The 21,988-nt window shown below is 42.1% G+C and carries 20 protein-coding genes and 1 other RNA gene; 7 read left to right on the top strand and 14 right to left on the bottom strand.

What is annotated here, in order from left to right:
- Nucleotides 1-94: 94 nt before the first annotated feature.
- The 3 genes from RMX98_RS03750 to RMX98_RS03740 form a co-directional block, all read right to left on the bottom strand.
- Complete coding sequence (locus tag RMX98_RS03750; RefSeq protein ID WP_322681479.1) at nt 95-1,189, bottom strand: Gfo/Idh/MocA family oxidoreductase; 1,095 nt, start codon at nt 1,187-1,189, stop codon at nt 95-97.
- Between the two features lie 116 nt (nt 1,190-1,305).
- On the bottom strand, nt 1,306-2,025 hold the full coding sequence (gene rnc, locus RMX98_RS03745) for a ribonuclease III (RefSeq protein ID WP_322681480.1): 720 nt from the start codon (nt 2,023-2,025) through the stop codon (nt 1,306-1,308).
- A gap of 188 nt (nt 2,026-2,213) precedes the next feature.
- The gene (locus tag RMX98_RS03740) at nt 2,214-2,396 is read right to left on the bottom strand and encodes a hypothetical protein (protein ID WP_099104126.1); all 183 of its coding nucleotides are present in this window, start codon (nt 2,394-2,396) and stop codon (nt 2,214-2,216) included.
- A gap of 379 nt (nt 2,397-2,775) precedes the next feature.
- Here RMX98_RS03740 and RMX98_RS03735 point away from each other — a divergent pair, with 379 nt between their 5' ends.
- Nucleotides 2,776-3,021, top strand: a complete 246-nt coding sequence (locus tag RMX98_RS03735) for a hypothetical protein (protein ID WP_322681481.1) — start codon at nt 2,776-2,778, stop codon at nt 3,019-3,021.
- A 145-nt stretch (nt 3,022-3,166) separates the two neighbouring features.
- Here RMX98_RS03735 and rnpB read toward each other — a convergent pair.
- The 4 genes from rnpB to groL all read right to left on the bottom strand — a co-directional run bounded on the left by rnpB (nt 3,167) and on the right by groL (nt 8,088).
- Nucleotides 3,167-3,595: RNase P RNA component class A (gene rnpB / locus RMX98_RS03730), an RNA gene on the bottom strand.
- A gap of 49 nt (nt 3,596-3,644) precedes the next feature.
- Nucleotides 3,645-4,340: a hypothetical protein gene (locus RMX98_RS03725; RefSeq protein ID WP_322681482.1), complete on the bottom strand. Its 696-nt coding sequence runs from the start codon at nt 4,338-4,340 to the stop codon at nt 3,645-3,647.
- A 65-nt stretch (nt 4,341-4,405) separates the two neighbouring features.
- Entirely contained in the window at nt 4,406-5,548 is a 1,143-nt protein-coding gene (gene corA, locus RMX98_RS03720) for a magnesium/cobalt transporter CorA (protein ID WP_322681483.1), read from the bottom strand.
- Nucleotides 5,549-6,405: 857 nt separating this feature from the next.
- A complete protein-coding gene (gene groL / locus RMX98_RS03715; protein WP_322681644.1) occupies nt 6,406-8,088 on the bottom strand; it encodes a chaperonin GroEL in 1,683 nt (560 codons plus the stop codon).
- Nucleotides 8,089-8,244: 156 nt separating this feature from the next.
- Here groL and RMX98_RS03710 point away from each other — a divergent pair, with 156 nt between their 5' ends.
- Entirely contained in the window at nt 8,245-9,327 is a 1,083-nt protein-coding gene (locus RMX98_RS03710) for an MraY family glycosyltransferase (protein WP_322681645.1), read from the top strand.
- A gap of 504 nt (nt 9,328-9,831) precedes the next feature.
- Here RMX98_RS03710 and fabG read toward each other — a convergent pair.
- The gene (gene fabG / locus RMX98_RS03705; RefSeq protein WP_322681646.1) at nt 9,832-10,578 is read right to left on the bottom strand and encodes a 3-oxoacyl-[acyl-carrier-protein] reductase; all 747 of its coding nucleotides are present in this window, start codon (nt 10,576-10,578) and stop codon (nt 9,832-9,834) included.
- Between the two features lie 313 nt (nt 10,579-10,891).
- On the opposite strand from fabG, the gene trxA reads away from it, so the two are divergent.
- Both trxA and RMX98_RS03695 read left to right on the top strand, forming a co-directional pair.
- Nucleotides 10,892-11,209, top strand: a complete 318-nt coding sequence (trxA, locus tag RMX98_RS03700; protein ID WP_109007859.1) for a thioredoxin — start codon at nt 10,892-10,894, stop codon at nt 11,207-11,209.
- 217 nt (nt 11,210-11,426) lie between these two features.
- Complete coding sequence (locus tag RMX98_RS03695; protein WP_322681647.1) at nt 11,427-11,591, top strand: hypothetical protein; 165 nt, start codon at nt 11,427-11,429, stop codon at nt 11,589-11,591.
- Between the two features lie 433 nt (nt 11,592-12,024).
- Here RMX98_RS03695 and RMX98_RS03690 read toward each other — a convergent pair whose 3' ends face one another.
- From RMX98_RS03690 to RMX98_RS03665, 6 genes are all read right to left on the bottom strand, one after another.
- On the bottom strand, nt 12,025-13,959 hold the full coding sequence (locus tag RMX98_RS03690; protein ID WP_322681664.1) for an iron uptake porin: 1,935 nt from the start codon (nt 13,957-13,959) through the stop codon (nt 12,025-12,027).
- A gap of 651 nt (nt 13,960-14,610) precedes the next feature.
- Nucleotides 14,611-15,153: a hypothetical protein gene (locus RMX98_RS03685; protein ID WP_322681648.1), complete on the bottom strand. Its 543-nt coding sequence runs from the start codon at nt 15,151-15,153 to the stop codon at nt 14,611-14,613.
- 205 nt (nt 15,154-15,358) lie between these two features.
- Complete coding sequence (locus RMX98_RS03680; protein WP_409881053.1) at nt 15,359-16,126, bottom strand: isoprenyl transferase; 768 nt, start codon at nt 16,124-16,126, stop codon at nt 15,359-15,361.
- Nucleotides 16,126-17,067, bottom strand: coding sequence for a ferritin-like domain-containing protein (locus RMX98_RS03675; RefSeq protein ID WP_322681649.1), 942 nt, complete (start codon nt 17,065-17,067; stop codon nt 16,126-16,128). Before RMX98_RS03675 ends, RMX98_RS03680 begins: the two co-directional genes overlap by 1 nt.
- A gap of 382 nt (nt 17,068-17,449) precedes the next feature.
- Nucleotides 17,450-17,965 (bottom strand): hypothetical protein, encoded by a 516-nt coding sequence (locus tag RMX98_RS03670; RefSeq protein WP_322681650.1) that lies wholly within the window; start codon nt 17,963-17,965, stop codon nt 17,450-17,452.
- A 42-nt stretch (nt 17,966-18,007) separates the two neighbouring features.
- Nucleotides 18,008-18,688 (bottom strand): Uma2 family endonuclease, encoded by a 681-nt coding sequence (locus RMX98_RS03665; protein WP_322681651.1) that lies wholly within the window; start codon nt 18,686-18,688, stop codon nt 18,008-18,010.
- A gap of 94 nt (nt 18,689-18,782) precedes the next feature.
- Here RMX98_RS03665 and RMX98_RS03660 point away from each other — a divergent pair, with 94 nt between their 5' ends.
- The 3 genes from RMX98_RS03660 (at nt 18,783) to RMX98_RS03650 (ending at nt 21,978) form a co-directional block, all read left to right on the top strand.
- Nucleotides 18,783-19,046, top strand: coding sequence for a CopG family transcriptional regulator (locus tag RMX98_RS03660; RefSeq protein ID WP_322681652.1), 264 nt, complete (start codon nt 18,783-18,785; stop codon nt 19,044-19,046).
- Nucleotides 19,033-19,458, top strand: coding sequence for a type II toxin-antitoxin system VapC family toxin (locus RMX98_RS03655; RefSeq protein ID WP_322681653.1), 426 nt, complete (start codon nt 19,033-19,035; stop codon nt 19,456-19,458). Before RMX98_RS03660 ends, RMX98_RS03655 begins: the two co-directional genes overlap by 14 nt.
- 120 nt (nt 19,459-19,578) lie before the next feature.
- Nucleotides 19,579-21,978, top strand: coding sequence for a tetratricopeptide repeat protein (locus tag RMX98_RS03650; RefSeq protein ID WP_322681654.1), 2,400 nt, complete (start codon nt 19,579-19,581; stop codon nt 21,976-21,978).
- Nucleotides 21,979-21,988 lie beyond the last annotated feature (10 nt).

Below are 21,988 nucleotides of genomic sequence, written 5' to 3'. Positions count from 1 at the left end.
ACAAAGCGTAGCTTTGGCAAAGTGGGGGGATTCAGGGGGGTAATTCTAACCAAAGCCCGAAGAACGGGGAGGGGTTGGCGATGGGGTTATGATATCAATTAAGAAAAACAGGTTTGCCACCTTGTTCAAGAGATGTTGTTAAAGCAACAAGAATTTCTACTAACTCAGTGCCTACCCAGCCAGATGAAACCTCGGAGAGAGTATTGTTGAGAATAGAGACAACAAAGCAAGAGCAAACGCGCTGCAATGGCTCACCTGGTTCTAATTCCACTACTACCTGCTTTTGATTTACAGGAATAAATTGATTGCCCTGATGTTTAAACTCTCCATGTAGCAGGGTGAGAGGTGATGATAATGACATTTCATCAAAAATCAAGCTACCAAGGCTACCTACAATCCCCAGCCGTCTCTGTTTATCAGGATTCAGCCAGCACAGGTGAATATAAGCTTGAAAGCCATCTGGGTATGTCAGTGTCAGCCATACTAAATCAGCTAATCCTTGAGCCAAAGGAGAATCTGTGTATAAACTCACCTCTGCCCCCTGCCCCACTTCGGCTACGCTCAGTGACCACCTGCTCCCTGCTCCCTGTAGCCACACCGTACCCGTTGCTTGTACCTGCACAGGAATTTGACCTAGCCAAGCGTTAAAGATAGCAATATCGTGAATGGCTAAGTCCCACAGCGCATCAACATCTTGCCGGACAGGCCCTAAATGGGTGCGGGTGGCGTAGCCATAGCGTAAATCACCTAATTTACCCTCTTGTACTACAGTTTTTCCTCGCTCAACTGCTGGGTGAAATAAATAAGTATGGTCAACCATCAGTATTAAATGATGCTGCTCTGCAAGATGGCAAAGTTCTCGACATTCTACTGGGTTGAGAGTTAGGGGTTTTTCTGCCAAAACATGGTATCCCTGGTGGAGAGCGTCTTTAATTAAAGCATAGTGAGTGGTAGCAGGAGTGGCGATCGCCACTCCTGTTAACCCCGGCACTGTCTTTAAATCCTGCCACTGGGTTGTTAATAGTACATTTTCGTCTAAGTTAAACTGCTGCTTTACCGCCGCTAATCGTTCTGGATGGGGATCTACTACAGCAACTACATTCACTTGGGGATTTGCTAAAAAATTTCGCAGCAGATGCACTCCCCAACGCCCAACTCCGATGACAGCAATTTTAATTTGGTTTGTCATTAGTTATTAGTTATTTGTCATTAGTCATTTGTCATTAGTCATTTGTATACAAGGGACTAAGAACAAATGACTACTGGCAACCAACTGATTATCAGTTTATCAGCCGTATTTTTGCTTCAGGGTATTTCCGGTTTAGGAATTGCTAAAAAGGCTACTTTAGCTGCGGCTTGTTCAGCAGTTTTGATCGAGCGCCCCTTACCTTCTCCTAGTTTGTTTCCGTGCAGCCACACTTCAGCCAGGAAACGTTCTTGATTGCGATACGGTTGAGTGATTTCCACAACCCGATATTCTGGTAAAACTTTAAATTGCGCCTGAGTCCATTCTTGGAGAGCAGCTTTGTAATTTAGTCTGGCGGGATCGAGGCGAATTTCTGTGGCTAGTTGGTGGAAGTGGGGATCTAGCCAAGAGCGAATCAATTCTAGATTTTGAGTACTTAAGTAAAGCGCACCCAAAACTGCTTCAAAAGCATCTGCCAGTCGTGACTCTAGACCAACTTTATCGGCGGTAGCACTGCCAGCGACTAGTAAGTATAACTCTAAACCATAAACTCTAGCCAATTGAGCGAGGATGCGATCGCTCACCAACACCGAACGAATTGCCGCAAAATCCCCTACTGGACAATCGGGATAATTTTCCCATAACACAACAGCCGACACCAGCCGCACCACTGCATCGCCAACAAATTCCAGCTGTTCATAATTTGCCGAATCAGAGACAGTGGGATGAGTTAGCGCTAAATCTAGCAATTCCCACTTTATAGGTGCTTCTAGCGACAAACCTAATTTTTGGACTAAACTTTCGAGTTGCCGTTGACGGCGTGGATAGGCAAGGGGCATTGCATGATAAGGGGAATGGGGCAGGGGAGCAGGTGGTCACTGAGCGTAGCCGAAGTGGGGCGGGGGAGCAGATGGGCATACTTCGACTGCGCTCAGTACAAGGGGAGCAGGGGGGCAGAGGGGAAGGTAACTAGTTATCTATACTTATATATCTAAATCTCTTGGACTATTACTCTAACAACTTTTTGTTACTTCTCTCTATCTAGCTTCTCTTGGATAGCTTGACGGCAAAATTCAGGAGGATCGTCTTTAGCTTTTACTTCTTCCTTCATTTCTTTAGTGACACGCAAATGTAAATATTCAGTTAGTGGTCGCTCTCTGTCCGTGGTGAATGGCTTTAAGTTATCTGGATTACCTTTATTTTTAGACATTGTATAGAAATACAAATAAAGTTCTTCTCCACGTGTATATCAGTGGATAATCTTAAATCGATGGGCATCTTAGCCTGAGAAACTTGTTGCCCACCGATTCCCACTTTTATAAGAGGTAACTCTATTTTATGTTTACGCGCACAGAATTAGAAGTTAGAAGCTTGAGAGCGTTACGCGATTTGTGTCTAATACAGTACGGCATCCAAGCAATAGGAAACCCTGCTGATAAGGCATCATACATTAATGCACTTCTCACTTTTCCTGTTATAGCCCAATACAGTTCAGTTAAGCTTTTTTCTCTCCCCCTGCTCCCGAAGCCTCCCCTGCTCCCCCTGCCTGCCTTAACAGATAAATTTGCTTAACCCAAGCGTATTGTGTTATGGCCTGCAAGCAAGTGTCGGAAAATAAAGGATTGAAATCTCCTATACTTTCTCAAGTAGAAGCGCTAGAAGCGACACTAGAAGCTATGGGAACACCGACACCAGAGCAGTCAGCATTGCTCAAGGTGACAATGGAAGGCAGGAAACTAGAGTATCCAGCACGGTACAGTCAAGAGAAATTGTTTGGACTCTATCGGGTTAAATGGCATTTGGATACAGCATTAGAGATATTGGGAATGCTTTAAATGCTTTAGATGATGAATTAGCGATGTCTACGACGAGCTTCTCTACGAGACGCTACGCGTAGCAAGATCCCAAAGGGTACGCTTACGCACACCCGTACAAAAAATAATAGAGTACAAACCGTGAAAGGTTCATACTCCATCAAAGGGGAGAGAGCAGGACATAAGCCGGGTTCTGTTCTCTTGCGAGGGCAGTTATCTATCTGGGACGTTTGTTACCAAACGCCTCAAGCGGCTCTCGTTAAGCGGAACTGGTAAAAGACCAACCGTAGTCCCTATCGCCTTGCTCCCAACCGGGGTTTACCGAGCCAGCACCTCTCGATACTGCTGGTGCGCTCTTACCGCACCTTTGCACCCTTACCAAAGATTGGGGTGTAGGGTGTGGGGTGTGGGGTGTGGGGTTTTTCTTTCCCTATTCCCTATTCCCTATTCCCTAATTATTGGCGGTATCTTTCTGTGGCACTATCCTCACGATCGCTCGCACTGGACGTTATCCAGCAAGTTTGGTCTTTCGGGAGCCCGGACTTTCCTCAAACCAGTTACTATGACTGATCTGCAACCGCCTGCGCCTACTCTCTCCTTAGATCCAGTGTAATCTTTGGTTGACGTAGTATGTTGACATGGCATTACTTTTTTTTATTCCAAGGTAGAGCGTAAGTCCAAGGTAGTTTCCTGACTGTGAAAGGACAGTTGATAATGCTAATGGGAGGAAAATCACGACCTGGGGCTAAACCTAAACGCACTTCAGATATCCTCAGCACCAGTTGTAGGGAAAAGTCTAACTCCTTTCTTCTGTTAATAAAGTCGTTGTACAGCTTTTTTTGCCCCTTTTGTAGCCCGTTGATATCGATTAGTGGTTTTTTTGTTGAATAGGTTCCAGCTACTTGATCGCGCTCGAAAACATCTTCTGCTGTCACCGTTTCCGAAAGTGTTTTCTTGGGAGCAATCAGGCTCGGACTTTGGGGTACAGCTAAGTCGCGGGTTAAGTCTGGTGATTTCCGAATTACGCGGCGCGATTGCTTGCTATGTTCAACTACTAAAGAACTGTTGTCCCAGTCAACATAGATAGCAACTTGATCGGATTTATTTTCAATGCTAATTCCTAAATCTTTCAAATCGTCAATTGGATATGAGGATTTGAGTTTAAAGGAAATTCCAATTTTATCGTCGAGATTTTGTTCTTTGAGTTGATCGTCAACCATTCCTTTTTTAAACTCAAATTTAACTTGATCATCGATGGATTCAACCATACGGTTAAAAACATAAGAAACACCGATAATATAAATCGTCAAAACTACTAAATTCTGGTCGCTACTCCTCATAACTCAAAAATCTTAACTCCCGGTGCTAATGAATATATATTTTACTTATCGTTCATCTGCAATTTTTAATTGCGTTTGATTACTACAGAATTTTGCAGCCAGCCTCGTCGCCAAAAAAAGAATAGCAAACCAAATGCGATCGCTAACATCACTGCCCAGCAAAGTGGATAGCCCCAATACCAATTCAACTCAGGCATATTATATGGTGATTTTTCAGGATTGAAATTCATACCATATATTCCGGCGACAAAAGTCAGGGGAATAAAAATTGTTGAAACTACCGTTAGTACCTTCATGATTTCATTCATTTTATTACTCACTGCCGAAAGGTACACATCCATTAATCCAGATGCTAGTTCTCGGTAAGTTTCCACCATATCCATTACTTGTACCGTATGGTCATAACAATCTCGTAGATAAATTCGCACTTCTTCACTAATCAAATCACTACCATCTCGAATCAAGGAATTAATTGCATCTCGCTGGGGCCAGATAGCACGACGTAGTTGCAGTAATTCTCGCCGAATTTGATAAATGTTTTGGAGTGTTTGTGGGGTAGGTATGACTATTACCTCTTCTTCTAATTCTTCGATTCGCTCACCATAAAGCTCTAGCACTGGGAAAAAGCCATCAATAATTGCATCTAACACAGCGTAAGCTAAATAATCCGCTCCCTGTTTTCGGATGATACCTTTGTTTTTTTCGATTCGCGATCGCACCGCTTCAAAGCAATCATGTTCTGGTTCTTCTTGTACTGTCAGCAAATAATTTTTCCCTAATATCAAACTTACTTGCTCGCTATAAAAACCACATGTTTTTTCCTTTGGTACTACCATCCGGGCAATAAATAACAATTGGTCTTCATAATCCTCTGTTTTGGGGCGCTCCGGCACATTGACTATATCTTCTAAAACTAGAGGATGTAACTCAAAAACTTTACCCAATCGTTGTAATATATCTTGACTACCTAAACCTTGTACATCTACCCAAGAAATCGATTCCATCTCCAAATAGGGAATACACTCCTCTGGAGTTGCTATTTGTTGGCGGGTGAAATTTGTTTGGTTATAGTCAATCAAGAAAATTATCGGTGGCGGAGCATCTGCATCAATAAAAATGGTTCCAGGTATAGTCCCTGGCTGGTGATAGAACTCATCTTCATATATCTTGGTAACTATTTTAGGAAGGTGACGCAGTTTTCGTACCATGCAATATTACCTACATTAGAAATTGGGAATTGGGAATTGGACAAGTTGCTCTTTTCCAGTGCTTAGTAAAGAAGTAAGATTCCCTACTTAGCACCATGAGGCATTGTGATTTATTTCAGCTTTTGCTATTAATATTACAAAAATTAATACAAAGAGTGTAATTTTTAAATTAAGGAGTTATTTAGATTGGGGAATTTAGGAATCGGTATTTTTTAGTGGTTAGTTGTATTGACAACTAATTACTGATACCCATAATAATTATTTCTATTTATGCCCAGCTACTTCCCAGCAATAGAGATAACATATCGGCTCTGAATCAGCAATGGTAAGTAAGTATAGCAAGGGCTGGGGACTAGGGACACTTCGACTGCGCGGTAGTTGAATCTCGACTCACTTCGACTGCACGGTAGTTGAATCTCGACTCACTTCGACGCCGCGGTAGTTGAATCTCGACTTCGCTCGATTACCGCGTAGTCGAAACTCAGTGCAAGTCGCTCGATTACCGCCAAGCGATGCACTGAGCGCAGTCGTTGTGTCGAAACTCAGTGCAAGTCGCTCGATTTCCGCGTAGTCGAAGTATGCTCCCCTGCTGCCTATTTGTATCAATCCTAAAGTGAAACGGTACAGATGATGTCCTAACCACCAAGGCTTGTGCTATGTAGGACTTATACTTATATTTGATTTCTGAAAAAAATTCGGTATACCTTAATCTTCTGAAATCCTCTTGCCTATTGCAAGAGTGCCTTTTGCCTATCTACGCAAATAATTTCAGTAATCAAACCAGATTCCTATATAAAAAAACAGTTTGCCTTGGCAAGACAAACTGCGAAAAAAATATTTATCTGGGTGAGCAGAAGTTAGAACATGCCCATGCCGCCCATGCCGCCCATGCCACCCATGCCACCCATGCCGCCCATGCCACCCATACCGCCCATGTCAGGGGCAGCAGCTGCGGATTTCTTCTCTGGCTTTTCAACAACGATCGCCTCGGTGGTTAAGACCAAACCAGCAATGGAACCAGCGTTTTGCAAAGCTGAACGCACAACTTTGGCAGGGTCGATAATACCAGCAGCAATCAAGTCTTCAAATTCGCCAGTAGCGGCGTTGTAACCAATGTTGAAGTCGCTATCCCGAACTTTCGAGACAATTACAGAACCTTCAGCACCAGCGTTGTCTGCTATTTGGCGCAAGGGGGCTTCTAGCGCTCGTTCGACAATATCAGCCCCAATTCTTTCTTCGTCATTTTCTAGGGTATTTTTAATCGCTTCTACCGCCTTAGTTAAGTGAATTAAGGTTGTCCCACCACCAGGAACAATACCTTCTTCCACAGCAGCTTTAGTGGCATTCAGCGCGTCTTCAATCCGCAGTTTACGGTCTTTGAGTTCGGTTTCGGTTGCCGCACCCACTTTAATCACTGCCACGCCGCCAGCAAGCTTGGCGATGCGTTCTTGGAGTTTTTCTTGATCGTATTCAGAATCGGTTTCTTCCAACTGTCTACGAATTTGACCAATCCGCTTTTGTACCTCTGGCTTGGTGACACTACCAGCGACAATTGTGGTGCTTTCTTTGTCAATGGTGATTTTGCGGGCAGTTCCCAGCGCTTCTATAGCAGCTGTATCCAAACTCAAGCCGATTTCTTCCGAAATCAACTGTCCATCGGTGAGAATCGCAATATCTTCTAACAAAGCTTTGCGGCGATCGCCAAACCCAGGTGCTTTAATCGCAGCCACGGCTAGTACACCCCGTGCTTTGTTCACCACCAGAGTTGCCAAAGCATCACCTTCGACATCTTCAGCAATAATTAGCAAAGGCTGACCAGAACGGGCAACTTTTTCTAAAATCGGCACTAAATCTTGGATGCTGCTGATTTTTTTATCTGTCACCAAAATCCGGGCGTTTTCAAATTCCACAATTTGCCGTTCGTTGTTGGTGACGAAGTAGGGAGAAATATAACCCCTGTCAATCTGCATCCCCTCAACGACTTCTAGTTCAGTTGTTAGGGATTTAGATTCTTCAACGGTAATTACACCATCTTTGGTGACTTTTTCCATTGCTTGGGCTAGCATATTGCCAACTTCTTCATCGTTACCAGCAGAAACAGTGGCAACTTGAGCGATCGCACTTCCTTCTACTGGCTTGGCTATTTTGGTAATTTCCAGTACCAGTGCCTCAATAGTTTTGTCGATCCCGCGTCTCAAGCTAACAGGGTTACTACCCGCCGCGACGTTCTTCAAACCTTCTCGAATTAAGGCTTGTGCTAAAACGGTGGCGGTGGTTGTACCATCCCCAGCGACATCTTTAGTTTTTGAGGCCACTTCCTGGATGAGTCTTGCACCAGTATTTTCCAAAGGATCTTCTAATTCAATTTCCTTGGCAACAGTGATACCATCGTTGACAATTTGAGGTGCGCCAAATTTTTTCTCTAAAAGGACATTGCGACCTTTAGGCCCCAAGGTGATTTTTACAGCATCGGCAAGGGCGTTAACACCCCTTTCTAGAGCTCTCCGAGATTCCTCGTCAAATGCAATAATTTTCGCCATGTTTCATTTCTCCAGCGCTTCCATTAGACAATTTAGCACTCACAGCGCCAGAGTGCTAATCTCTCAAGTGGCTCAAGTTACAAATGGAAATAAAAAATTGATTAATATACAGGTGATGCTCATATTAGATACTGGCAGTAATGCTTGAATTGGGAGATGAATCTAGACAACTCCCTTAAGTCCCTTGGTATTGCCGACCCTAGCGGCACCGGCTGGTTGGCAGTAGTATTTACGTTCCTTTTAGCTTGGGTTGTAACTTGGCGTTTAATTCCGACAGTACGCAAATTCGCCTTGCGGGTAGGTTGGGCTGACCAACCCAACGCACGGCGACTCAACCGAGAACCTTTACCCAATGCGGGGGGGCTGGCTATCTACGCGGGTGTGATTGCCGCCCTGGTATTAGCTAGTCTTTTACGACCGATCGAACTCCAAAACGTGTTGGCTCAGGTGCTCACTATTCTGTTGGGGGGTTCGATATTAGTTCTTGTGGGCTTTATCGACGATCAATTCGGTTTACCGCCCTCAGTTCGATTGTGGGCGCAAATTGTGACGGCGCTGTTGCTCGTCGCTAATGGTATCAGTGTCAAAGTTATGTTTGGCACTCCCATCGACTCCTTCCTGTCCATGTTGCTAACAGTACTGTGGGTAGTAGGGATTACCAACGCCATCAACTTGATGGATGGTATGGATGGCTTGGCAGGAGGAATTAGCTTTATTACTGCCATGAGTTTGTTGGGGGTTGCAGCCCAATTTAACAATCGTGCAGCAGCAATCTTGGTACTTGCAGCTTTGGGAGGTGCTGCACTAGGCTTTTTGCGCCATAACTTCCATCCGTCACGAATTATTATGGGTGATGCCGGAGCCTACTTTTTTGGCTATGTGCTGGCAGCAACGAGTATTTTGGGTAAACTGCAACAAAACACAGTTTATGCCCTAATTCCTACGGTTTTATTTCTGTTGTTACCGGTGCTAGATACAACCCAAGTATTTGTGCGAAGGCTACTAGCAGGAAATAACCCTCTGAGTACTCCTGGCAAAGATCACCTGCACCACCGCTTACTTGCTTGGGGACTCTCCCAACGCCATGCTGCGTTCACGCTTTGGTCAATTACCTTAGTTTTCAACTTGCTGGCGATGAGAATACAAGGTATGAGTTTGCCTGTGATGCTGGCTACCGCCAGTAGCATTATCCTTCTTTTAGGCTTTACTATCTGGCAAAGGATACGCCAACAGCCTTAGTTGCTTGTAGGGTGAGCATTACAATGCTAGCCCTGCTATGTAACTGATAGGCCAATACAGTTCAGTTAAGCAAATTTATCTGTTAAGGCAGGCAGGGGGAGCAAGGGGAGAGAAAAAAGCTTAACTGAACTGTATTGACTGATAGGTAAGTTTGTTTTTTATACTTCTTCAGTACTTATTATGCAAATTAGCTTACCTTTATCATCATAGAAGTCCCCTTCATCGGCTATCTTCCCCTCCTCAGCCAAAAGTTCAGTAGCTTTCTGGTAATCTTCTATAGCTCCTTGCCTATCTCCTAAATGAGAATGAGCATTCCCTCGATTATTAATCTTGCAAAAAAATTGTAGGTTGGGGAGCCACTGCGCCCTTGCGGTTTCCCGCGTTGTAGCAAGTGGCGTTGGAGGCTTTGCTCCACCCAACCTACGTCTAATGCACTATTTTAAACTTGCCACGCCAATACAAAAGTTAATAATTCGTAACTCCTAACTCAGCACTCAGCACTATTTAGGCCATTACCATACCGCCATCGACATTAAAAACTTGCCCAGTGACGTAAGCTGCGGCGGGATCGGCGGCGAGGAAGCGCACCATTCCAGCGACTTCTTCAGGTTGACCGAAGCGGCCAAGTGGGATGTATTTGAGAATATCTTCAGGGTTGTTGAGATCGCTGGTCATATCGGTGGTGATAAATCCAGGGGCGACGGCGTTAACGGTGATCCCACGAGTAGCAAGTTCTTTGGCAACGCTTTTGGTGAAGCCGATTACACCTGCTTTGGCGGCGCTGTAGTTAGACTGACCTGGATTGCCCATTAGCCCTGCAACGGAAGTAATGTTGATAATCCGTCCCGATCGCTGCTTGAGCATGATTTTACTGACGGCGCGTGTACATAAGAAAACACCAGTTAGATTAAGGTCTATCACTGCTTGCCAATCTTCTGGCTTCAAACGCATAAGCAGTGTGTCGCGGGTAATACCTGCGTTATTGACTAAGATATCCACACGGCGAAACTTTTCGGTGACGGCGCTAACTAGTGCGTCTACTTGATCGCCTTTAGAAACGTCTGCTTGGATAGCGATCGCCTGACCTCCTGCTGCTGTAATTTCTGCAACAACTGCCTCAGCAGCAGCACTAGAACTGGCATAATTGACAACTGCGATCGCTCCCTGTGTAGCTAATTCAATTGCGATCGCTCGACCAATTCCTCGTGATGCACCTGTGACAATTGCAACTTTATCTTGTAATAGTGTCATTCAATGTTCCTCAATCTTAGAAATACCGCGCTAATTATCTTATGGTGATTTCGGGAACATCTGAATATTGTCTGGATAATTAAATATCTATAGTTATTTGCTTGGTCATGATAAGTTTAAAGACATATTTAATCCACATACACAAACAAGAATAATATACGGATTTTATTATAATTATTTAAGATTTTTTGCTGGCAAATCATTCTATATTGACTAATTTAATCCTTTTCCAACAAAAACCCATGAACCTATACCGCTTTTTTTTTCTAAGAATTACTATTGAAACAAACAATTGAAAATCGGTGTGTATCACATGGCAACTAAAAAGCAATTTAACAGCTTTGAAGAGATGCTGTCTGCTTCTGATGTACCTGTATTAGTAGATTTTTACGCTGACTGGTGTGGCCCATGCCAAATGATGGTGCCAATTTTAGAGCAAGTCAATGCCCAACTTAAGGATCGCCTGCGAATTGTTAAAATCGACACAGAGAAATACACAGATTTGGCTACTCAGTATAAAATTGCCGCTCTACCAACCTTAGTACTATTTAAGCAGGGTCAGCCTGTGGATCGGATAGAGGGAGTGATGCAAGCGCCGCAGCTGGTGCAATATCTACAAACAAAGGTTTAAGCTAATACTTAAAATTTGGATTTTAGCTGCCAGAGGCGCGGAATATCGCGTCTTTTTTAGTGGGGACGCACAGCTAGCCGTAGCCTTACAAATCGCCCTGTAAAATATTAAGTAAATATTAAGCATATCTACTTATACGTCTAGAGAAAGTAGTTTAAAAGTTGAGAGGGATATATTGTGTAGATATAAAAAAATATATTGACAAGTAAATCAATATATGAATTCTAAGCAGCAAAAACCTGATAAAGCCTATATTTGGGTGAATATTGACTTTGATAAAGTTAAACATAGAATAGATGCGGTGACTTGCCAGATTGAGCGAGTTATACAAAAGCACCAACTCTCCAATCAAACTGGTAAATCAGGTAGAAGAAACAATTAGGTTATTTCTAGGGCGATGCCTACGATGGGCTAGGGTTACTTAGGGAACTCCAAGAAATAAATTATCCAATATTGTGGGGTGGGCATCTTGCCCGCCCTATGGACTGGGCGGGCGAGACGCCCACCCCACAAGAATTAATTAGATATTTTTTTATTTGGAAGTCCTTTACTTTATTTTTAGGGTTTAGATTCTACAAACCTTAGTGGGGTTAAGCATCGAGTCAAGGTTTTTTGTCACGATACTAGTCAGATAGGGCAATATTTTTATTACTGTAGCAATCCTATTTGATCTGTGAAATTAGTCGTGGAGGTAGGCAATAGGGAATAGGCAACAGATTTTTTTCACGAATTATTTAGGATTGCTATATGAACTTTGTTACCCAATCCTAAAATCCCCCAATTTATTGGGGGATTTTGACCATATTTCCAATCTCTTAAAACGTAAAAGTAGTCCGAAGTACACCTACAGTCGTAGTGTCATTATTGCTGTTACCTTCTGGGTTAAAGAGAACAAATGCACCAGGGGTAATGCTGATATTATCGCTAACTTGAAGGCGGTAATAGGCTTCCAAATGGTAAGGAGTCGCTCGATTCTCGCCTGCGGGGGTAAGTTGAGCAGAACCACCAGTATCACTACGGAAAAGTGGCTGACCAAAAAGAATCCCGGCAGTGTTCCCTGACTTGAATAAATCTTTGAAGTGAATTCCCGCCATCCAACTCGTAAAGGTGGTGGAAGCATCTACGCTATTAGAAGCAGCATCAGCAAATATTGCTGCACCATAGCCAGATAATGCTATTTTGGGAGATAATCGCCATGTTACAGTACCACCAACAGAGTTGAGTGTGAGCGGTGTTCCAGTTGCAACCCCTGCTAAAGCACCGATATCACTACTAACTAATCCTGTAGCCAAAATATTGATTTCGTGATAACTGTGGGCATAGTTTAAACCAATATCCAGAGCCGGACTTGGCTTGAAGGTTAACTGTGTGGCAATAATACTACTACCGCTAAATAAACCTGCTCCCAAAGGTGTAGTAGAAACTCCTGGTACTGCCTCAGCCGCAGATTTTTCGGGTAAATTAGCATTTACACTGCCGTATAAAGCTCTTAAATCCAAATTTGGCGAAATATTAAAAATAAATCCCGCCGCCGATGCTAAACCTGTACCCGAAGTCCCACCAGAAACCCGTAGCACAGGATTCAAGTTGCCAAAACGAGAAATTGATTCTTGTCCTTCACCATAAAAAGGCGTAATTACTGGGAAAGCATCTGATGTTTCCGCCGCAGTTCCCGCAAACAAGGTTAATTTATTAGCCACGGGAAAGACATACAGCAATTTGTAAAGCTGAACGCTGTTTGCGCCAACACCTGACAAAGTATTGACATTTAACCCTGGAAATTGCGGCTCAAAACTGGTACGAGCGCTACTTGCACTTAAAAGCGGCGAAGCTAATCCTAAACTTTGTTGTAGGCTACCCTCTCCAGTGGCTCCACCCAAAAAGTTATAGGCTTGCAATCCAGTAATTAATGAATCTTTACCAGTAAAGCTAGTGGTAAGATTTAACCGCACTCTATTGACTAAGATGATGTTCGAGTCGCTGTTATTAGGAGCGCCACCGCTAGCACCAACACCAGCAATAATTACCTCTCCATTGAGTTTGGTTGTAGTAGAAAACTGATTTGCTTCTAGTTCTGCTGTGCGAGCTTCTACAGCATCTACTCGACCTCGCAATGTTGCCAATTCCGCCGCAAATTGTTCTTGTAGTTTCTGCAACGCGGCTAAATCTTCTTTCTTGACCAAATCACCAGTTGCGGTCGCAATCAGTTCGTTGATTCGCTCTAAACAAGCATTTAAGCCAGCAGCAAATTCATAGCGAGTCATCGCTCGATTACCGCGATAGGTTTGATTGGGATAACCTGCGATACAACCATAACGCTCGACTAAAGATTGGAGTGCCTGAAAAGCCCAATCGGTCGGCTGTACATCAGACAATTGCGATACGGATGTTACTTGTGCAAGTTTGTCTGAAGCAAGTTTGTCTGAAGATGGAGATGAACTTGTAGATTGTGGTGTGATTGGCTGCCGAAAGTTAACGGCAGAATCTACTCCTAAATCTTGATTTTTTGGCTGTTGATTGACTGAGGGTAAGTTTTTTTGACTATCATTAGCTATCAGCAATTGACTGGAGATATTATTTGCTAAATCGCCTTGATGAGAATCATTTTTTTTATAGCTGCTATCGTTTTGATTAACAGTTACGTTTTGATCTGCACTTTTTAAACTAGGAAGGGCTTGCACAGGTGATAACCCAGCAATTAAACATAAAAATCCCATCCCACTAGCAGAAGCTAGTAGATATTTTGCCATCATAACTCCCAACACCAATAAAATAGTGAAAAAATTGATTGCGATTTTAAAATGGATTGATAAGTAAATTTAAAGTAGATTTAGCAAGAGGTCTTGTTAACTTTAAATTTTGCATTTCAGGATTTTTTCTGAATTTGCTTACCAGGAAATCAGCTTAATATCGCAAGTATTAAATAATAGTAAATACTATTTTTGGAAAGAATTAACAATAAATTATATTGATAGTTTCTATAGTTACTATAGTAAATACAGAATGGTTTGTGAACAGTATGTTCGGTAGGATGCTTGATTCATAAGCTTTCCGAATTTTCTCTGTTCAAATATAAAATCACGTGAGTTCGACAAGTATTATTTGACCTCTCCCCCAACCCCTCTCCGTGTCGGAGAGGGGAGCAAAAGCTGAATTTTTTCGGAGAGGGAGGCTGGGAGGGAGAGGTTCGTCGAACTCACGTTAAAATCGGATTCCGATATTGACAAAATAATAATTGCATAAGTCTCATTTTGTGATAAAGAATATAGGTATTGAGGCGAAATTCCGGCTCAATACCTAACAAAGAATAATTTACTCAAAAAATTAAGAGACTGCGATCGCCGATCAATTTGGGTGCAGGTAAAATCGGGAAGAAAGCGGTGGAAATAACTTCCAAGAATTTAATCCCACCAATAAGTAACAATAACCGCATCACAATCCTGGTGAACATCTTCACCCCATAGTCCCCCTTCCAATCTAGTTCTCAGTCGGCGCTTAAGCCGCAAACCATAGTCTTCATTCGTGCCATCACTTACTTCTACCGAATCAGCTCGCCACTTTTTGCCCAAGTCTAAAAGCTCAGACACTTTTGTGTCTTGGTTCTCTGTCAGGATGTACAACGTATCGGCAGGATAAGCAATGAAATGGATGATGCTGGTTTCAGGCATGGGGCGATAGTTCGCCATTGCAAGCAGGGTATCGACCATACCACCAAAGCTTAAACCGTTTTCATCTGGTGCAAAGATTGGTTTTGTGAACAGAAAGCTTGCCCATAAATTTTTGTGGTTGGAAAGGTCAGTAATCACTTCTTCGCCATCAAACTCATTGAACTGACGCTGCCAAACCAAAGCAGCAAACAGCTCTTGAGGAGAATAGGATTTCGCTATCAACTGGATTTTGGCTAAGTCAAGCATCACATTTACGGTAAGTAATATTTTTAACAAAACATTTGTAACTACCCTTGCAGTTTATTTACCCAGTGCCTGCTATTCTTATAGTTACTTCGGTCTGTCATAGCAGATAGATTATCCTCGATAATGTTTTATTTATTAGCGCTCATATACCATCGTGGTAGTGTGGGTGCTTTTACTTTATCGCTCATGGCAAAAATCTGGTTTGATTTTGAGGCGATATCTGGTGTTTGGCATACTAAGCTGACACTGAAGCTTTAACTTGACCAAAACGGCGATCGCGATTTTGGTAGCTCAACAAAGCTTGATGAAATGCTTCTCGATTAAAATCTGGCCAAAGAATATCGGTGAAATACATCTCTGTATAAGCCATTTGCCACAAGAGAAAATTACTCAATCGCATCTCACCACTAGTACGAATCAGTAAATCGGGTTCTGGAGTATCTGCTGTATAGAGATGCTGTTCTACAAAACTTTCATTCACTTGTTCCGCATTGAGTTCGCCCTGTTGCACGAGTTGAGCTACTTGACGGCAAACTCTGGTAATTTCGTTGCGGCTACCATAGTTGACTGCAACAGTAAAGTGGATTGCTTGATTGTTTAACGTCTCTGTCATTGAACGTTCCATTTCTGTCTGTAGAGACTTAGGTAAAGCCGATAAATCTCCAATAAACGAGATTCGTACACCTTCTTGATGCATCTGAGCCAACTCGCGGTGTAATAATCGCTCAAACAAATGCATCAGAAAATCCACTTCTTCAACAGGACGCTGCCAATTTTCTGTTGAGAAAGCGTATGCTGTCAACGCTTTTATTCCCCAATCTTTGCAGCAACGCAATAGTTCTTTGAGCGTTTTTGCTCCTTGGCGATGTCCAGCGATGCGCGGTAATCCTCGACTGGTTGCCCATCGGCCGTTACCATCCATGATGACAGCGATATGTTGAGGTATCTTTTCGGGATTTAAATCGGTGGGTAATTTTGTCATTTGTCCTTTGTTATTTGTCATTACTGATGATTTATTTCAAATAAATCTTGCAAATATTTTGGTGTGAGGGTGTTGTTCCAACTCCACAGACGATGCATTGTGTAGGCAAAGGTGAAGAGGAGAGTTGTTTTGTTAGTTAATGACCAAGCATTCCAGTTGAGTGTACCCATCATGCGGCGGAGAGTACGCATCAGGTTGTTACGCTGATAGTTTAGCGATCGCGTTTTAATCAGCGTGCGTCCAATTCGCATCAACCCAGTATCAGGGAAAGCCCAGACTCCAAACCCCCAGAATTTAGTCATGTGGTTGATTTCATCCTGTGCTAGTTCCTCTAGAACATCCTGGAGTGCGCCAGTGGTATGAGCCATCAACCAAATATAAAGACAGGTAGCACCGTATTCTGTGGCAATGCGGTGTAAGCCGTGGCGATATAAGTCTTCTTTGGCGTCATCTGTAGGGAGATAGCCTCTAACAATCCGAAGTTTTGGGGTAATTTTCTCGCCTGTTAATTGGGTGTAGATTTTGATTAATGCGGGTGTGTGCTGACGTTCTTCCTTTTCCCATAAACCAAGTTCCAGTAGTTCGCCATTTTCACGGACAGTTCCACCAACAAACCGAGCCATTTGAGGATGCAATTTTTCTAAATACTGGCGACTGGTTTGGGTATAGCCGCGAATGGGTGCTTCTGTATCCATTGCACCTATTAATATAGATAGAAATACATTTGCGTCTAAACCGATAATTTGATTGCGGTTAATTGTTTGCCAGTCGATGTGTTTCCAAGGACGCGGTTGAGGATTGACAAACTGTAGTGGTAAATCTTGTAGGCGATCGTCTAGTTTTTCGACTGCAATATATTTATCTATGAGGGAACGAATGCGGCGCTGTGTTTGCAAGTAATCAGGAATAGGATAGCTTTTACTTGCTAAGTCTTCTGTAAGTGGGCTGAGGGTATTAAGCATATTTTTATACTTAAATTTTTATCTCTATGCCCAATAGCCTAAGCGATCGCACTTCCTTTTGTCAGTCGGCTGAAGTCGGCAGTTTTATCTGATGCAGTTGCAAAAGTCGGGGAAAAGTTGGATAGCGGCTAATTTATTTTAGAACTAAAGTACCTTGTGGCAATCTGCTCCTAAAGGTATCTACAGACTAATAGCTAAAATTAGCTAAAAATTACTGGGTAAATTTAACCGAGATATGTCTACACTACGTCTAATTAAATTAACTCTCAAGCCTCTTTCTTGCTGCAACTTTCGCACTTCTTCTTGATTGAGTAAAAGCATCGGTATAGGATCGCCAAGTATTACACCCAAATAAAATTGATAACCTGTGCTAATGATTAATTTATTTATTTGAAATGCCGTTTAATGATGGATCGTAACTCCCAACAATCAAATGTCTAGAACCATCTATTTCAAAATCTACTATATTTTTGTAATAACGATATATATTTTCATCTGGATGTAAACTATCAAAATATTTGAGTAAATCTTTTTCTGAGTAAATTTTTCCGTGACATTCATTAATATAGTAGCTTGTAACTTTATTAGGTGTAAAAAATCCTCTAGATATCTTTGCCACGCTTAGTAGTTGCTGTATACTCTGATTTATACCCTCTATTGCACAATCATCATAAATTGAACCGAAATCTATATCAATCACTCTTTGTCTATCTAAATTTAAAACATCCCAATCGTTTTGTTCATCAAAAAAACGCTCGTAAGTATTTGAATAACGTTTCTTGGCTAGTTTTTTGACTTCATATACTAATTCCTCATTTGAAAAATATTGATACTGAGTGAAAAACTCTATTTGACGATAGTATATTAAAGTATTCGATAACCAATTGTTAGTATCCATTTCGTAAGTTTTTTTAAGCTATATAAATCCTTTTATAATAATTTAACCCTCTGGTAAATCTCCAAATTGTTGGCGATATCGTTTAAGTTGTTGTTGGGCTAATTCAAGCTGTTCTTCTGGTGTCAGATATCGATTTCCTTGTTGGTCATACCAATACAAAACCTGACGCTGGATATTACCAGATACGTATTGCTCTCTACCGATTCCCAAACCGATTTCTGGCATCCAAAAAGGTTCACCAATTTGCAATTGATAGCTACCATCTACTAAGCGATAAACTTCAAAAGGTTGATGACGGTCTCTTTGCCAATACTCTGGATTATAAATAATGTAATACAGTACACCTAACTTGGCATAAGTGTCTAATTTTTTGTCGTATTCTCCACCCGGAGTTAAGGAGACAATTTCTAAAGCCAAGATAGGCACTATGTTATTTTCTTCCCAAACAACATAGCTTTTACGAGATTTATCTGCCTTGCGGCGTTCTACACCCAAGCTCAAAAATCCGTCTGGTACAATCGGCACAAGTGGACTAACCCCTGTAGTATGGTAAACACCCATATCCACACTGAAAAACCAGTCATTACGGTTTGCCCAAATATATTGCAGCAAGAAAAGAAGCAGGTTAGGAATAAAATTCTGGTCTTCGTTATCCACAGGTGTGTCGTCTGAACAAGGAAGTTCAGCACTGCTAGGCAATTGACGGGGGTCTGATTTCACCATAAGTAATGATGGTGCTGAGATGACCTAATGAGTTTTATTCTAGACGATTCGACGCGGACGATATACTTTAGGTAAACGTTCCAAGTTAGTGGTGATGAAGAATTTTGATATTCAGCTAGATGAAGAATATGCTCAAAAGCTTGCCTACATTCAACAGGAGGCTGACCAAGATACAGTAGAGGCAATTAAGTCTTCGATTGAACTGCGCTATCAACAACTTCAGCAACAAAAAACAGATCCCTTAGCTAAACTCAAGCAAAGTAAATTTATCGGCTGTTTCAAAGGAGAAACTGACTTAGCTGCTAATTCCGAAGCTATTGTGCGATCGCTAATGCAAGAAAAGTATGATCGTCGCTGATACTGGCTTTTTCGTCGCACTTGGGAACCAAAACGATCGATACCATCAATTAGCACTACAAGTTTTAAATGCTCTCAATGAACCACTAGTCACTACTTACCCTGTAATTACCGAAACTTGTTACCTTCTTCTTGCTAGAGGAGGTGGTAATAATGCTCAATGTAGTTTTTTGAGAGAGGTTGCACAGGAAGCATTTGAGGTGTTTGATTTACGAAGTCACCATGTTGCACGCATAGTTGAACTCATGGAAAAATATGCCGATTTGCCAATGGATATGGCAGATGCTTCTCTAGTTGTTTTAGCAGAACATCTAGGACATGGGCGAATTTTGACAGTTGATCGACGAGACTTTAATACCTACCGTTGGAATAACAGCAATCCTTTCAAGAACTTGCTGCTGAATTTTGAATAAAGTTTGCAAAAGTCGGGAAAAAAGTCGGGTTTACAGAATCTTATCCAAAAACTCCAGCAACATAACTGTAAAGTAATTTATAGTTGTCCCTAAAATCTGAACTACCCTTGTCGTTACACAATGGACGCTGAAGCAGCATTAGCATGGTTAGACGCCATAATTCCCCCGCAGACTGGGGAACGGTTGAGCGATTTGCAAAAAGTGATTCTTGTGCAAGTTTGGTTGGGTAGAAAATACTTGGATATCGCTCATGCTTACGGTTGTACCGAAGGACACGCTAAGGATGCTGGTTCTCAGTTATGGAAGTTGCTTTCTAAGGTATTGCGAGAAAAGATTACCAAAAGTAATTGTCGCGCTACTTTAGAGCGAGTTCTGAGAAAAACTACTGCGATATCATCAAGTCTGATTGATTACTCCAGAACGCCACATCCCACCCCAAAATTAGAGGATACCAATTTTATTGGACGAACAGAAGCGATCGCTCACCTGAATACTTTGGTAAATCAAGGCTCGAAAGTGATTGTCATTCAAGGTGAGGGAGGTTTAGGCAAAACTACTCTGGCGCAGCAATATCTCCATCAGGGGTTTGATTTGGTTTTGGAACTGCTGATGGCGAAGGAAACGCAAAACATCACTCCCGCCGAACGAGTAGTAGAGGAATGGCTTAAACAAGATTTTGACGAAGAACCTGGGGTAGAATTTGGGGTAACTTTGGCGCGACTCAAGCGCCAACTCCAGAATCGGCGCATTGGGGTGTTAATTGACAATCTCGAACCTGCATTAGATCAACAAGGTGGGTTGATTGCTTCTCACCGCAACTATGTAGAACTATTGCGCGTTTTAACTGATGCCAGGGTGCAATCTGTTACCTTGATTACCAGTCGCGATCGCCTTTGTGAACCGGGGTTAAATGTGAATCACTATCGGCTTCCTGGTTTAGATGAGAGCGCATGGCAACAGTTTTTTAGCAACCGTGGGTTAACTATCAATTCGCCAACCTTGCAAATCATGCATCGCACTTATGGCGGTAATGCTAAAGCAATGGGAATTCTCTGTGGTTCAATTCAAGAGGATTTTGACGGTGACATGGTTCTTTATTGGCAAGAAAATCATGCCGATCCGTTAGCCGCAACCGACTTAAAAAATTTAGCCGTTAGTCAAATCAATCGTCTGCAAACTCTTGACCCTCAAGCATATCGCCTACTTTGCCGTTTGGGATGTTATCGTTACCAAGATATACCCAGCATTTCATCACCAGGATTGTTTTGTTTACTGTGGGATGTTCCAGGCGAGCAACATCGCCAAATCATCGCCTCCTTGAGGAATCGGTCTTTGGTGGAGTGTGAAAAAGGTGAATATTGGCTACATCCGGTGATTCGGAAAGAAGCGATCGCGCGTTTACGCCCCAGCGATGAATGGCAAATTGCCAACCACAAAGCCGCAGAATTTTGGACAGCTAGTGTTAAACAAATTGAAACCTTTAAAGATGCTTTGCAAGCTCTGGAAGCATATTATCATTATATAGAAATTAATGAGTTTGAGTTGGCGGCGAAGGTCATTTTAAAAAGCCGAAATAATCAGTGGCAGCAGTTTTTACCTCTTGGTAGTACTTTGTATCGGATGGGTTTAATTCAACCGATACTTGCAGCAATTTATCGAGTTGTTAATAATCTGGAAAATGACCAAAATCTCAGCGAACTTTATAATATACTGGGCGATTTATATTGGATAACAGGTAAGATTAGTCAGGCGATCGCTTGTCAAGAAAAGACTATTACTCTGGCAACCCAAGCACTCAAATCACTTGTACCTCAGCCAGAAAATAAACATACAGTTTACTATCTGAGGATGCTAGAGGTAGATTCTTTATTAAGTATTGGTCTTTACAAGATAGATTTGTGGGAACTAGAAGCAGCCGCAAACTTATTTCAACAAGTAATTTATCTGGCTCAAAATACCGAGCATCATCGCTGGGCAGAAAAAGCTTCAGTTTGTTTAGCTTTGGTGTATTCTTATTTAGGTTTGCCTGATGCCTCATCTGCATTAGCAGATGTAGCTTATCAAAATATTACGAACGAAAAACTAGTAGAACAAACTGGAAGATTTGTCTATTTCATGCAAATTTTGGGACAAACCTACGTCAATTTAGGCAAATTTTCCCAGGCAAATCAAATATTCCACCAAGCTTTGACTTTTGCTGAAGAAAGTCATTATATGCAGGTAAAAGCAAAAACACTCAATGGTTTAGCAGAAATCCATCGGCAACAAACAGATTTTGCATTAGCTATTGCTAATCATACAGAAGCAATCGAACTTTTGGATAAAATAGGTGCAAAGTGCGATCTAGCTGAAGCTTATTTTCAATTAGGTTTAACTAATCAAGATATGGCAAAGCCTGATGAAAGTCAAATGAATTTCAATCAGGCAATTCAGCTATTTACTGAAATCAAAGCACCGAAACAAGTTGAAAAAATTAATTTTAAACTACGCTGCTCAAATCCGCTCACATCAAAAACTTGAGTGACGTAGT

It is taken from the genome of Nostoc sp. DedQUE02 (assembly GCF_034531035.1).
Classification (GTDB): domain Bacteria; phylum Cyanobacteriota; class Cyanobacteriia; order Cyanobacteriales; family Nostocaceae; genus Nostoc.
Note: the sequence above shows the minus strand (reverse complement) of the source record. Positions and strands in the feature narration are given on the sequence as shown.